This is a genomic window from Marivirga arenosa (assembly GCF_030503895.2).
Classification (GTDB): domain Bacteria; phylum Bacteroidota; class Bacteroidia; order Cytophagales; family Cyclobacteriaceae; genus Marivirga; species Marivirga arenosa.
The window spans coordinates 2,633,683-2,647,779 of the sequence record NZ_CP129970.2 but is presented as its reverse complement, the minus strand read 5'-3'; the positions used below and the strand labels follow the sequence as shown (position 1 = coordinate 2,647,779).

At 33.7% G+C, this 14,097-nt stretch carries 12 protein-coding genes; 8 read left to right on the top strand and 4 right to left on the bottom strand.

Annotated elements, in window-relative coordinates:
* The first annotated feature begins 27 nt into the window (after positions 1–27).
* The 6 genes from QYS48_RS11610 (at position 28) to QYS48_RS11585 (ending at position 5,484) form a co-directional block, all read left to right on the top strand.
* Positions 28–1,191, top strand: a complete 1,164-nt coding sequence (locus QYS48_RS11610) for a glycosyltransferase family 39 protein (protein ID WP_302101660.1) — start codon at positions 28–30, stop codon at positions 1,189–1,191.
* Positions 1,192–1,248: 57 nt separating this feature from the next.
* On the top strand, positions 1,249–2,643 hold the full coding sequence (lpdA, locus tag QYS48_RS11605) for a dihydrolipoyl dehydrogenase (protein WP_308358436.1): 1,395 nt from the start codon (positions 1,249–1,251) through the stop codon (positions 2,641–2,643).
* Between the two features lie 198 nt (positions 2,644–2,841).
* A complete protein-coding gene (locus tag QYS48_RS11600) occupies positions 2,842–3,405 on the top strand; it encodes a sigma-70 family RNA polymerase sigma factor (RefSeq protein WP_308358435.1) in 564 nt (187 codons plus the stop codon).
* On the top strand, positions 3,402–4,214 hold the full coding sequence (locus QYS48_RS11595; RefSeq protein ID WP_308356042.1) for an anti-sigma factor: 813 nt from the start codon (positions 3,402–3,404) through the stop codon (positions 4,212–4,214). The genes QYS48_RS11600 and QYS48_RS11595 overlap by 4 nt, the downstream gene beginning before the upstream one ends.
* Before the next feature lie 111 nt (positions 4,215–4,325).
* Complete coding sequence (locus QYS48_RS11590; protein WP_302101663.1) at positions 4,326–4,979, top strand: hypothetical protein; 654 nt, start codon at positions 4,326–4,328, stop codon at positions 4,977–4,979.
* Entirely contained in the window at positions 4,942–5,484 is a 543-nt protein-coding gene (locus tag QYS48_RS11585; RefSeq protein WP_302101664.1) for a T9SS type A sorting domain-containing protein, read from the top strand. The genes QYS48_RS11590 and QYS48_RS11585 overlap by 38 nt, the downstream gene beginning before the upstream one ends.
* 166 nt (positions 5,485–5,650) lie before the next feature.
* On the opposite strand, the gene QYS48_RS11580 is transcribed toward QYS48_RS11585, so the two are convergent.
* From QYS48_RS11580 to QYS48_RS11565, 4 genes are all read right to left on the bottom strand, one after another.
* Positions 5,651–6,559, bottom strand: coding sequence for a rhomboid family intramembrane serine protease (locus tag QYS48_RS11580; protein WP_308356041.1), 909 nt, complete (start codon positions 6,557–6,559; stop codon positions 5,651–5,653).
* Between the two features lie 5 nt (positions 6,560–6,564).
* A complete protein-coding gene (locus QYS48_RS11575) occupies positions 6,565–7,356 on the bottom strand; it encodes a rhomboid family intramembrane serine protease (RefSeq protein WP_308356040.1) in 792 nt (263 codons plus the stop codon).
* Between the two features lie 88 nt (positions 7,357–7,444).
* Positions 7,445–9,289: a DNA mismatch repair endonuclease MutL gene (gene mutL, locus QYS48_RS11570; protein ID WP_308356039.1), complete on the bottom strand. Its 1,845-nt coding sequence runs from the start codon at positions 9,287–9,289 to the stop codon at positions 7,445–7,447.
* A gap of 8 nt (positions 9,290–9,297) precedes the next feature.
* Entirely contained in the window at positions 9,298–9,630 is a 333-nt protein-coding gene (locus QYS48_RS11565) for a hypothetical protein (RefSeq protein WP_302101666.1), read from the bottom strand.
* A gap of 178 nt (positions 9,631–9,808) precedes the next feature.
* Between QYS48_RS11565 and QYS48_RS11560 the strand changes: the two genes are divergently transcribed.
* Both QYS48_RS11560 and bshA read left to right on the top strand, forming a co-directional pair.
* Positions 9,809–12,760 (top strand): glycoside hydrolase family 3 N-terminal domain-containing protein, encoded by a 2,952-nt coding sequence (locus QYS48_RS11560; RefSeq protein WP_308356038.1) that lies wholly within the window; start codon positions 9,809–9,811, stop codon positions 12,758–12,760.
* A 109-nt stretch (positions 12,761–12,869) separates the two neighbouring features.
* Positions 12,870–14,000: an N-acetyl-alpha-D-glucosaminyl L-malate synthase BshA gene (bshA, locus tag QYS48_RS11555; protein ID WP_308356037.1), complete on the top strand. Its 1,131-nt coding sequence runs from the start codon at positions 12,870–12,872 to the stop codon at positions 13,998–14,000.
* Positions 14,001–14,097 lie beyond the last annotated feature (97 nt).

The following is a 14,097-nucleotide window of genomic DNA, read 5'->3' as shown; positions in this document are numbered from 1 at the left end:
ATTACAAGGAATAAGCTAATTAAGAAAATGAATATTAAAATAGCCTCTAAAAGAATATTTAATCGGTACGAATGGTATTTCCTTAGCTTTATTCTTCTTTTAGCGTTAAGTACTCATTTATACTCTTCATGGGGTGGTTTAATTTGGACTATTGACTCAAATACTTATTGGACAGCTTCAAGAAATATTATAAATGAAGGGAAACTAACAGCTGCTGATGGAGGCGCCTATGTTTTCTGGCCACCACTGTTTCCCATTACACTAAGCTTATTTAGTGAAAGTAGTTATTATGTATTTCACAGCTTCAGTTTCTTACTTGGTCTATTCTTTATTTATCGATTCTTAAAATTAAAATATTCAATTACGCTTAGTTTGATGGTCTTATCGGTATATACACTAACAGTATATCCTTACTTACTATCAAGTTTCCTATGGACTGAAGTTAATTTTATACTATTCCTATATTCAGGATTGTATTTTTTTCAAAAGTGGAACATGGATGAAAATAACCACAAATATTTAATGCTTGCTGGAATCCTGTTTTGCTTAATGTGTTTGCAGAGGAATGCTGGAGTTTTTATAATGGTAGGATTGTCGATTTATTCTATCGTTTTATATTTTAAAAACAAAGACTTCAAAAAATTATTTTCAACAGGATCCGCATTAAGTATATCTGTAATACCAGTAATTCTTTGGAATATCAATAGAAGAATATTGTTCCCTGAAGAATATTACATTTATCAACAACCATTTTTGGCTGATTTTTTAAAAAATTTTAAAATGGTTTCAAATGAACTAATAAGATTAGTTTTGCCAACCGATACTGGATTAAACTCCTACATCATTATCATTCTGCTTTCAATAATAATGATGTCAATTATTTACAAAAAAGAAAACTCTTTAATAATCACATTAATTACAACTTACATTTTTCTTTTTATTACACTACCGTTACTTGAAAAAAGCGAGATTGGAAGATTCCTAGCTCCAATCATACCATTAATAATTCTACAAACAATTTCATCATCAAAATATTACATAATTAAATTAGACAATAACAAAATTAAAAATGCTTTAATCTTATTTTTCTCAATCGTTCTATTATATAATATTGTGAGAACTGTAAATAATGTTGAACAATGGAATTATAGAAGTGTTCATAATCCTAAGTCTGCTAAAATTTTTTTCTAGTCCCTTTTCCATTAAATTTGTCAGCAGAAAAAAGATTTCAAAATTTAACTAATCAATATTATGGCATCAAAATATGATATTATTGTTGTGGGTTCAGGCCCGGGTGGTTATGTAGCAGCTATACGTGCTTCACAGTTAGGTAAAAAAGTAGCGATCGTTGAAAAAGAGAGCTTAGGAGGTATATGCTTAAACTGGGGATGTATTCCTACAAAAGCCCTATTAAAAAGTGCCAATGTATTTGAATATATAAGCCATGCAGAAGATTACGGTATTAGCGTAAAAGATGCAAAAGCTGACTTCACTGGAATGGTAAAAAGAAGCCGTGGAGTTGCTGAAGGAATGAGCAAAGGTGTTCAGTTCTTAATGAAGAAAAACAAAATTGAGGTTATTGATGGCTTTGGTAAACTTAAAAAAGGCAAGAAAGTAGAAGTTGACAATAACGGTAAAAAGACTGAATACTCAGCTGATCATATCATATTGGCCACTGGTGGTAGAGCAAAAGAATTACCGAACCTTCCTATTGATGGCAAAAAAATCATTGAATATAGAAAGGCTATGAGCCTTGAAAAACAGCCTAAGAAAATGGTTGTGGTAGGTTCTGGTGCAATAGGTGTTGAATTTGCTTATTTCTACAATTCAATCGGTACTGAAGTTACCATTGTAGAATTTATGGACAGAATCGTTCCAGTTGAGGATGAGGAAGTTTCTAAAGCATTAGCAAAAACTTATAAAAAAGCTGGAATTAATATCATGACTAGCTCTGAAGTAACTTCAGTTGATACTAAAGGAAGCGGTTGCAAAGTAACCGTTAAAACCAAAAAAGGTGAAGAGAAGTTAGATTGCGATGTAGTTCTTTCTGCAGTTGGAGTAGCTACTAACTTAGAAAATATTGGTTTAGAAGATGTTGGCGTTTCAACTGATAAAGGAAAAGTATTAGTTGATGATTATTACAAGACTAATGTAGATGGGGTTTATGCTATAGGTGATATAGTTCATGGACCAGCATTAGCTCACGTAGCTTCAGCCGAAGGTATTATCTGTGTTGAAAAAATAGCGGGAGAAAATCCAGAACCTTTAGATTACAAGAATATACCTGGATGTACGTATTGTAGCCCTGAAATTGCTTCTGTTGGATATACTGAAAAACAAGCAAAAGAAGCTGGATACGATTTAAAAGTTGGTAAATTCCCATTCTCTGCATCAGGAAAAGCTAGTGCAGCAGGCGCTAAAGACGGTTTTGTAAAATTAGTATTTGACGCGAAATATGGTGAATTACTAGGTGCTCATATGATTGGTGCTAATGTTACTGAAATGATTGCTGAAATTGTTGCAGTTAGAAAATTAGAAACTACAGGACATGAATTGATCAAAACGGTTCATCCTCACCCAACTATGAGCGAGGCCGTGATGGAAGCTGCGGCAGCTGCTTATGATGAGGTGATTCACATTTAAGAGACATCCTCAACCCTGTCAGGTTTTATTCTTAAATAAGGAGTAAACAGGATAACAAACTTCCACCTTGCTTTCAAAGTGAAACCTGACAGCTTACAATACCAATAAATTAAAATAAAAAGCTGTTTAGCAGATTTAATCAAATGAATCTAATAAACAGCTTTTTTATTGCCATAATATCATTTATTTTAGCACAACATTCTTAAACTTATACCTATAGCACAACAAATTAAAATATCTGAAGAAGTTCTTATATCAGAACTTAAAGCACAAAAAGAGAGTGCATTTGAATATCTTTATGATAATTACAGTGGTGCTATATATGGTGTTATACTTCGAATAGTAAAATCTGAGGATGTAGCACAGGAGGTACTTCATGATTCCTTTATAAAAGCATGGAAAAATATTAATTCATACAGTGCCGAAAAAGGTCGATTATACACTTGGTTAGTCAATATTAGTAGAAATGCTTCAATTGATAAGTTAAGATCAAAAGAAATAAAGAAAACTAGCAAAACCGATTCAGTATCAGACAACGTACATAAGATTGACAATGCAAATTCAACTGAACAATCTATTGATGGAATAGGCTTAGATAAGGTTTTAGATAAGCTACCTGAAGATTTAAGATTTGTAATTGAGCAAATGTATTATAAAGGGTATACGCAATCTGAAATCGCAGAAGAGTTTGATATTCCTTTAGGAACTGTTAAAACGAGGGCAAGAACTGCTATGCGTTCATTAAGAGAATTATTATTGTGAGTAAAATAGAAGCATACATATCGTCTGGAGTAATAGAAGCTTTTGTTTTGGGTCAGTTAAATGAATCTGAAACAAAAGAGCTATTACAGTATGCAGAAGAGCATGAGGAGGTAAAGCAAGCGCTTGATGAAGCGGAAGAAACTTTATTTCTTTTAGGAGAAAAAGATAAAGTCGTTCCACCAGCCCATGTGAAAAATACACTTTTTGATGAATTAGGGATTAAATCATCACAAGCTAATAATGGGGTTAATGTAGAAACTCCAAAATCATCAAATACAATTAATTTTTACCCATATTTTTCAGCGGCTGCCAGTATTATTGCCATATTAGGTATTGTATTAAGTGTTTATTATTACAATTTATGGCAGGATACAGAGTCAAGGTTATCTACCATCATTGCTGAAAACCAAACGATGGCCCAGCAATACAATGTGGTTAAAAACCAGATGGATCAATATGCCGCTAATATTGAAATTTTACGTCAGCCAGGGATTGAAAATGTTCCAATGAAAGGGCTGGATATTGCCCCAGAAGCTCAAGCAATAGTGCATTGGAATAAGAAAACGAACGAAGTCTTTTTAAATGCTAAATCTATGCCTTCCAATGATGTGAACAATCAATACCAATTATGGGCTATAGTAGATGGAAATCCTGTTGATATGGGCGTTTTTGATGTAGCAGGTGACATGACCAGCTTTTTAAAAATGAAAACTACAGAAAATGCTTCTGCCTTCGCTGTTACCCTAGAGCCAAGAGGTGGTAGCGAAAACCCTACCCTAGAAAACATGTATGTAATCGGACAGATATAACCCCTATACTCTAAAATTAGGTTACCGCATATTCTCCTACTAATCAGATATTTAAATAAATAAATCTTTTTATTACTTTTGTAGTTGCAATAACTAATTAATGCTACTGCTATGAAAAGATTAATATTAATTTTCATATCACTATTTTTACTAGATAGTAAATTATTAAAATCACAGGATTTTCAAACTTTCTCTGATGATTTTACAAATTGGAGTAATAATGCAGGCTGGAATGGTACAGATAGTCCTGGAAGGTTCATCAATGGAGATGAAGTGGAAATTAATGGAAATGTCATTTATGATGATTCAAATTACGGAGGTGGCCCGCTAGTTATTGATGGGACTGACGCGACCGTTTTTGGCAATGACTTAAGAGGATACCTTATTATTTCTAGTGGAAGTACCTTACTAATAAGAGGAGATTTAGAATTACCTGCTGGAGGTAGAGTAGTAGTCGAGGATGGCGGTACTTTAATTATAGATGGTAACTTTAATAGTACAGGTGGTGGGTTTTTCTTTAGTGGGGGTGATACTAGTAATGAAGGAAGAGTTGCTGTAACCGGAAATTATACCCAAGGTGGATCAGGAAGCTACAGTGGCGGTGGTGAGGTAAACGTAGCTGGTACAAGTACAGAGTCCGAGCCTGATGGCACTGGCAATCCTCAAGGAGGTCAAACAATCCCAGCTGATTTACAAGCTATCATCGATGATCCTACTACTTTACCAATTGAGCTTAAAAAAGCTCGAAGGAACCTTAACTCATAATAACGCTATAGAACTTAACTGGGTAACTGCTAAAGAAGAAAACTTTTCCCATTTTGAAGTTCAAAGATCAATTCATAATAAAGATTTTGAAGTAATTGGAACTGTTAAAGGACAGGGAGAAAGCAATAGCGATGTTTCTTATAACTTCACTGACAATAATGCTCCTTATGGAATCATCAGGTATAGATTAAATGCTATTGATATTGATGAAAGCTTTGAAATATTTGAGGCCATTGAAATTAAAAAAACGTTTAGTAATCAGCTAAAAGCATATCCAAACCCATTTCGAGAAATCACAGACTTGAAAATAGTAGTTCCTGAAGATTTAGGAAAAAAGCTAGATAAAATAAATTTATACAACTATTCAGGTAAGTTAATTTACACTGAAATGGATTATGAGCCATTTAACAGTCAAATTGTAATTGGCAATCTCAAAGCAGGAATGTACATTTTGAATATCACTCATAATGGCTTAACAGAAAGCATAAGAGTGATAAAAGAATAAATGCTCTGAAAACAAAAACAGTTTAAGTTGATCTCTTAAAAGGTTTTTTATCTGTTATTAGAATTATGTTTATGTCTATCAGAGCATAATCTAAAATATAGATATCAAAACTCTATTTTAGCACTAACTCAATAATTCGTAATAACTAATTACTAATTATGATTCATCACTTCTTACTAGCGTTAAAAAGCTTTTGCTTTTCATCTTTGCTTAAGCTTTCATAGCCTTTTTCTGAAATCTTATCTAATATTCTATCAATCTCTTCTTGTTCAGATGCAGAAGAAGAACTACTTGATGTTGAAGTACTGCTTGACTTTTGATTAGATGATTTACTCTTTTTGTAAGTCACTTTGATCTTTGGCTTTGATTTGAAAAGATTCTGAAAAAAACCTAAGGTCATTTGAATCCACAGACCGAAGTCCGTCCCTGCTTGAAGACCTCTAACGTAAAGAAAGCCAATTGCAGCACCCCCTAAGTGAGCAATATTACCCCCTGCATTCGGGCCAGCAGAATTCAATAAAGATAACACTATGTAAACCGCAACTATGTATTTTATTTTAACTGGTCCTATTAATATCAAATGGAATCTATGATCAGGCAATAAGGTTGCAGATGCTGTTGCCACTGCATAAACTGCAGCTGAAGCTCCTACCATACCAGAGGTGGTTCTGTCTGCAAGAAAAGGTATTAGGTTATAGGCTAAAATAAATACAACCGCTCCTGCCAGTGCTCCTAAAACATATAAGTTGACTAATTTGGCACTACCCAAATATTGAGAAATGAGCATTCCAAACCAATATAAAACCAACATATTCAATAATATATGAAAAAAGCCGGCATGAGAAAATGCATAGGTAATGATGGTCCATGGTCTGTAAATAAATCGACCTAAATCAGGTGGGATAGTAAATTGAGCATCTACTATTGCATATAATTCATTAGTACCAGAAAAAGCTCCTATTACTCTAATTAATCCTAAACCAACAAACACAATGGCGTTGATAATGATTAATTGATTTAATGCATTATTTGGTCGCTTAAAGTTTTGTCTTAATTCATCAAAAAATCCTGCCATCTTATTTAATAAAATCTCTTATTATCTTTCTGCCATACCTTTAACAGAATAAATCCAATTAGCATTCCCCCAAGGTGAGCGTAATGTGCAACATTATCTCCAGGAGCATTCTGTATGCCTGCATATAACTCATATAATCCATAGAAGGTTACAAGGTACTTTGCTTTGATGGGTATTGGTGGAAATAACAAAAACAGTTCTGTATTAGGAAAAAGCATACCAAAAGCTAATAATATCCCAAAAACTGCACCTGAAGCACCAATTAAAGGTACATTTGCCTGAAATCTTACTACTTCCTGAACTCTTTGAATACTCGCATTTAAATACTCCTGGCTGTTCGGGTTTTCACCGAAAGCATCTATGAAATCATACCACTGGCGGTACACATAATTAGCATTATTATTGATGAAAGATACGAAACCTTCATAATTAGGATTATTTATATATTGTTGAGCTGCTGATTCTAATTGTTGCATTTCAATGAAATTTACAACTCCAAATAGCATTCCTGCCCCTATGCCGGTCACCATATAATAGATGAAAAAGCGCTTAGAACCCCAAAACCTTTCCAACATTGGACCGAAGATAAACAAGGCAAACATATTCCCCAGTAAATGGCCAAAACCTGAATGTAAAAACATATAGGTTATAAACTGAAAGGGCTTAAAAGACTCTGCAAATATGTAGCGTAATCCAAAAAGGTTGGCTAAATCAAAATTTAGAAGCGATGGGATTAAAAGTAATCCAATATTTATCAGTAAAAGGTTTTTAACAACCGGAGTTAATCTCGCGAACATAAAATAATTTTAAATCAATAAAGTTGATCGACTTATTAAATACTTAATCAACTATAATAAAGTTACCAATATCTAAAAAAGATAATTTTTAATTGAAAAAGCTGCCAATTTTATTCAGGTCAAAAATAATAAAAGTCGAATTACCTGAAGGTGCATAATTAGGGTTTTGACATGCAAATAATTTATCTATTAATGCATTCATTTCTTCCGCGTTAAGTTTTGCCCCAGCTTTAACAGCTGATCGCTTGGCTAATGATCGAGCAATATTTTCGTTTTTAGATACACTTAAGACATTTTTATTATGCTTAAACTGATCAATCAATCCCTCAAATACAGATTTCACAGAGGTATCGGTTAATTCAGTAGGTGCTCCATTAATCACTACCGTATCCTTACCAAAGGAAGTAATTACAAAACCTAAGGCTTTTAATTCCTCCTCCATATCCATTACTAAGGCATAATCTGAAGCAGACAATTGTAGTTGCTCTGGAAAAAGAAATTGCTGTGAACTTCCATCATTATTTTTCAAGTGTTGATTAAACTTCTCAAACAATATTCTTTCGTGAGCAGCTTGCTGGTCAACCAACATTAAACCCGACTTTACTTGAGTTGCAATGTATTTATTATGAATCTGAAAAATGCTGGTTTTACTATCTCCCCATTCCTGATTTGGGCTTACGGCTTTTACCTCTTCATTAATAGAACTTCCAAAAGTCAGTGATTGCTGACTCTCATCTATCACTTCTTTTTGATCCTCTTCCTTACTTATTTTATCACTTAATTCTTGAAAATTTGATAGGATTTTATCCCATTCACTATCGCTATCCTTCGACTTAAATTTTTGATAATTTGATGACTTTGTTGAAAATTCATCTACCCTACTTCTTCTTGGTGCATTAAAACTAAAATTCACATCACTATCAAAATCTAAAGCAGGTGCAACATTGTGAGCACCTAATGCCTGACGGATAGCAGCAGCTAATATTCCATACACCATACGCTCATCATCAAATTTAATTTCAGTTTTCGTAGGATGGACATTCACATCAATCTTTCTAGGATCAATTTCCAAACACAATACGTAGAATGGATGAGCATCATTTGCTAATAAGCCTTCAAAGCCGTTTACGACTGCATGATGTAAATAGCCACTTTTTATATATCGATTATTGACAAAGAAAAACTGCTCACCTCTGGTCTTTTTAGCATATTCTGGTTTTCCTATATAGCCATAAATTTTAAGCTGGTCTGTAGTTTCTTCACAAGCTACCAACTGCTCTTGATAGTTTTTGCCAAATAAACCGACTATTCGTTGGCTTAATTTTCCTGCATTTAACTGATAAACATCGGTATCATTTTGATGAAGACTAAAAGCCACTTGAGGATTAGCTAATGCCACCCTTTGAAATTCATCAATAATATGACGCATTTCTACAGGGTTGGATTTTAGGAAATTTCTTCGTGCCGGAACATTATAAAACAAATTCTTAACGGAAATCGAAGTTCCACCAGTATAGGCAGTATGGGTCTGCTTTTTTACTTCAGAGGCCTCAACTTCTAACAAAACCCCTAGCTCTGCATCCTCCTTTTTAGTTTTTAGCTCAACTTGGGAAACTGCAGCAATAGAGGCCATAGCTTCACCTCTAAACCCCATCGTTTTGAGTTCAAATAGATCTTCGGATTTACGAATTTTTGAGGTAGCATGTCTTTCAAAACACATTCTGGCATCCGTTTCAGACATACCTATTCCATCATCAATTACTTGAATTAATTGTTTACCTGCATCTTTTACAACTAATTTAATTTTTTTACTCCCGGCATCAATTGAATTTTCCAAAAGCTCCTTCACTACAGAAGCTGGTCTTTGGACTACTTCACCTGCTGCGATCTGATTGGCAATTGCATCAGGCAGTAATTGTATAATATCAGACATTTAAAAAATTAACTTCTTCGTTTTCTTAATATGATGTATAAAGGGATTAGGAGAAAAAGTGCGAAATATACATTCGCTCCATACATTAGATACCCTCCTATTGATAATCCTACAATTACTATCATCAATAATTGAAACAAATCAGCAGATCGGTTTGAACTTCTCCTATTCCTGTACGCTTCTCTAATACTTTCTACAGAACCGCCATTACTTTCATTTTTTATTTCCTGTCGAATTCTAGCTGTTCTCTTATCTAGATCTTCTTTTACGGGATCGTAATATCTTGGCTGGATTTCAAATCTTTGATGGCGTGGAAGCCTAAAAATGGATGGAAATTTCATAATTATTCAATTTAAGTCTGATAAATTAAGAACTAAGATGTTTATATGTAAGTTAAATTTAAATTCTATTGAAATGATTCCAAATTAATTCAACAAATTAGCGTAGTAAAGAATAATTAATCTTTACATAACAAACTTAGCGCTTATTTAGCTTTTATCATAAAATCAAAACTGCCTCATGATTAAAAAAGTTTTATACCTTCTTTTTCTTTCGAGTTTAAGTGTTTTAAACACAACGCTATCGCAAACTAAATCTTATCCTAATTGGGTAAATCAAACCTACAGGGATATGACTTTAGATGAAAAGATAGGTCAACTTTTTATGGTTGCGGCTTATTCCAATAAAGATGCTCAGCATGTGGAAGACTTAGCGATTTTGATAGAGAGTTATAATATAGGAGGCTTAATATTTTTTCAGGGCGGACCAGGCAGAGAAATTGATATTACGAATTATTTACAATCAAAATCAAAAATACCTTTATGGATCGGAATGGATGCAGAATGGGGATTAGGCATGCGGTTAGACAGCACCATGAATTTCCCAAAGCAAATGACATTAGGCGCTATTCAGAATAACGATTTGATATATAAAATGGGTGCTGAAATTGCTCGTCAAGCTAAATTAATTGGTGTACATGTCAATTTTGCACCAGTTGTAGATGTCAATAATAATATCAAAAATCCTGTGATAGGTTATCGTTCCTTTGGTGAAGACAAGGAGAATGTAGCTCAAAAAGGAGTGGCATACATGAAAGGAATGCAGAATAATGGATTGCTAGCAAATGCTAAACACTTCCCTGGTCATGGTGATACTGATTCTGATTCTCATATGACCCTTCCAGTAATCCGCCATTCTAAAGAAAGATTAGATGAAATTGAATTATACCCTTTCAAAAAATTAATTGAGAATAATGTAAATAGCATGATGGTGGCGCATCTACATATTCCTGCTTATGATAACACGCCTAGCAAAGCAACCACTTTATCTAAAAATGTGGTTACAGATTTACTTAAAACCAAATTAGGTTTCGATGGACTAATTTTTACCGATGCCCTTAATATGAAAGGAGTTAGTAATTTTTATGAACCAGGAGAAACAGATTTACTTGCTTTTAAAGCAGGAAATGATGTTTTATTGTTTCCGATGAATGTGCCCAATGCAGTTAAAATGATTAAAACTGCTATTAAAAATAAAGAAATTACGGAAGACAGATTAGAAGAGAGTGTAAAGAAAATTCTAAATGCAAAATATAAACTAGGACTAAATGAAGGTTTTAAAAAACTAGATAAGGAAAATATTTTTGAAAAACTGCATACTACTGAAGCACATAGCTTGAATGAAAAGCTGTACGCTGAGGCTGCAACACTAGTGAAAAATAAAAAGAACTTTATCCCAATTCATATACTGGACACCACCACTTTCGCCTCACTTTCTTTAAGAGGAGAAAAGAATAGCACTTTTCAGAAATTCTTAAATAAATATGCCGATTTCACTCATTATGATCTCCCAAAAGGAAATTATGATCTTGGCGATTACACTCGATTAATGGATCAATTGAGCCAGTATGAAACAGTAGTAGTAGGATTACACAATATGAATAATTCTCCATCGAAACGATTTGGGCTGAAATCTGAGGACTTATTATTTCTCCAAAACTTATCTGAAAAATCAAATGTAATCATTACTGTATTTGGAAATGCTTACAGCTTAAAATACTTACAAAATTTCGAGCAGGTTTTATTAATGTATGAAGACAATGATTATACACAAAAACTAGCACCCCAAATGCTTTTTGGAGCAAAAGCTATTAAAGGGAAACTGCCTATCAGTATTTCAAATGACATTAAGGTAGGAACCGGTATTATCACTAAACCTTATGATAGATTTGGTTACAGCAATCCGCTTGATGTGGGCATGGACCCTAAAATACTTTCAGAAATTGATGCTATTGCGCAAGAAGCAGTAGATACCGAGGCAACTCCAGGTTGCCAAATTTTAGTAGCCAAAGATGGCCAAATCATTTACGAGAAAGATTTTGGTTTTCAAACCTATCATAAATTTTCTGAGGTGAAAGAAGAAACCATTTATGACTTAGCCTCCATCACAAAAGTTGCTGCTACACTTCAAAGCATTATGTTTTTATATGATAGAGGTATAATCGATCTAGATGAGAAAATAGTAAAATATCTTCCTGAGCTTAAAGGCAGTAATAAGCAAAACATGACTTTGAGGAATATACTAACGCATCAGGCAGGTTTAGTGCCTTACGTTCCATTTTGGAAGCAAACACACGATATGTTTGGTTTAAAAACACCGCTTTACCAGAATTATGAAGCTTCTCTTTATCCTAACCAATTAGCTTCTGGGCTATATGGTCATCAAGTTTTAGGGGATTCCATTTGGCAATGGGTAATTGATTCAGAATTATTAGAAAAGCCTAAGTGGAAAAAAAGATACGATTATCGCTATTCTGATATGGGCTACTACATTATGCAAAAAATCAGCGAACGCATGATGAATATGAATTATGAAGAATTTCTGTATGAAAACTTCTATAAACCATTAGGTATGAAAACGATGGGATTCTTACCCTTATGCAGATTTCCAGAAACACAAATTGCTCCTACAGAAAATGACTTACTATTCAGGAATGATTTAATAAAAGGCTGGGTACATGATCAAGGTGCCGCAATGGTGGGTGGAGTTGCAGGACATGCTGGTTTATTCAGCAATGCCAAAGACTTAGCCATATTAATGCAAATGAACCTATGGGATGGGTCTTATGGTGGAGTCCGATATTTTAGTAAGGGAACAGTTCCCTATTTCACCAAAAAGCAATTTGATGAAAATAGAAGAGGCTTAGGCTGGGATAAACCAGTAGAAGAAGATGGCCCTTCTCCTACTTCACATTACGCATCTTCCTTAACTTTTGGCCATACTGGCTTTACTGGAACCGCAGCATGGGCTGATCCTGAATTTGGATTGGTTTTTATTTTCTTATCTAATAGAATATACCCTGATGCATCAAATAGAAAGTTAATAACCTCTAACATCAGAACTCGAATAATGGATGTGATTTACCAATCAATTTTTGAATACGAATCGCAGCATGAAGAATACGTAAACTAAGTTACAAGCAATAATATACTTGATTGGTATTTTTGATTTTTTAAACATATTGAGTGAGCCTTACGTTTTAGCTTTCATCAATAAAAGATTATTACTTAATAGAGAATAAATGAATATTGGAATAGTGTGTTATCCTACCTTTGGGGGGAGTGGGGTTGTAGCAACAGAATTAGGAAAAGCTTTAGCAAAAAACGGACATAATGTTCATTTCATCACCTATTCACAACCTACCAGATTAGATTTTTTTAATCAAAATTTATTCTATCATGAAGTAGATATTAGAACTTATCCTTTATTTCAATATCCACCCTATGAGCTTGCCTTAGCCAGTAAAATGGTTGATGTAGTGGAACATGAAAATCTGGACTTATTGCATGTGCATTACGCCATACCTCATGCCTCAGCAGCTTTCATGGCAAAGCAGATATTAAAAGAAAAAAATATTAATATACCTGTAGTTACCACACTACACGGAACTGACATCACTCTAGTAGGTAAAGATCCTTCTTATGAACCTGTAGTAACCTTTAGTATTAATAAATCTGATGGCGTTACTGCAGTATCAGAAGACTTGAAAAAAGACACTTTGGAACATTTTGATATCTATCAACATATTGAAGTTATACCAAATTTCATCGATTTAAGCAGATTTAAGAGACAAAAGAAAGAGCATTTTAAAACGGCTATTTGTCCTAATGGAGAAAAATTAATGGTACATACTTCGAATTTCCGAAAAGTAAAGAGAGTTGAAGATGTTATCCATGTTTTCAATAATGTGAGGAAAATTATACCTGCAAAACTCCTATTAGTTGGAGATGGGCCTGAAAGAATAAAAATGGAAAAGCTATGCCGTGAATTGGGAACATGTGAGGATATAAGGTTTTTAGGGAAATTGGAGGCAGTTGAAGAAGTATTATCGGTTAGTGACTTATTTTTAATGCCTTCTGAAAAAGAAAGTTTTGGATTAGCTGCCTTAGAAGCAATGGCATGTGAAGTTCCAGTATTGTCTTCAAATGCTGGCGGTATTCCTGAGTTAAATATAAATGGTGTTACTGGCTTTACTTGTAATGTTGGTGATGTGAAAGATATGACTGAAAAAGCATTGTATATACTTGCAGATGAGCATTTGGATACATTTAAGAAAGCTGCCCTTGAAAGAGCCAAAGAATTTGACATCAGCAATATCTTACCACTATATGAAAATTTCTACGATAAAATTTTGAAGACAGAACCAGCCTAGAAATTTTCTATCCAATTATATAGAACAATTAAGTAGTTTGATCGTTTCAATTTCATATTTAACCGAAAACATACTTTTTAACACTGTCACTTTTATT

Coding starts and splice junctions, on each gene's coding strand:
- QYS48_RS11610 (WP_302101660.1), top strand. CDS start 28: ATGAATATTAAAATAGCCTCTAAAAGAATATTTAATCGGTACGAATGG.
- QYS48_RS11590 (WP_302101663.1), top strand. CDS start 4,326: ATGAAAAGATTAATATTAATTTTCATATCACTATTTTTACTAGATAGT.
- QYS48_RS11580 (WP_308356041.1), bottom strand. CDS start 6,559: ATGGCAGGATTTTTTGATGAATTAAGACAAAACTTTAAGCGACCAAAT.
- QYS48_RS11575 (WP_308356040.1), bottom strand. CDS start 7,356: ATGTTCGCGAGATTAACTCCGGTTGTTAAAAACCTTTTACTGATAAAT.
- mutL (WP_308356039.1), bottom strand. CDS start 9,289: ATGTCTGATATTATACAATTACTGCCTGATGCAATTGCCAATCAGATC.
- QYS48_RS11565 (WP_302101666.1), bottom strand. CDS start 9,630: ATGAAATTTCCATCCATTTTTAGGCTTCCACGCCATCAAAGATTTGAA.
- QYS48_RS11560 (WP_308356038.1), top strand. CDS start 9,809: ATGATTAAAAAAGTTTTATACCTTCTTTTTCTTTCGAGTTTAAGTGTT.
- bshA (WP_308356037.1), top strand. CDS start 12,870: ATGAATATTGGAATAGTGTGTTATCCTACCTTTGGGGGGAGTGGGGTT.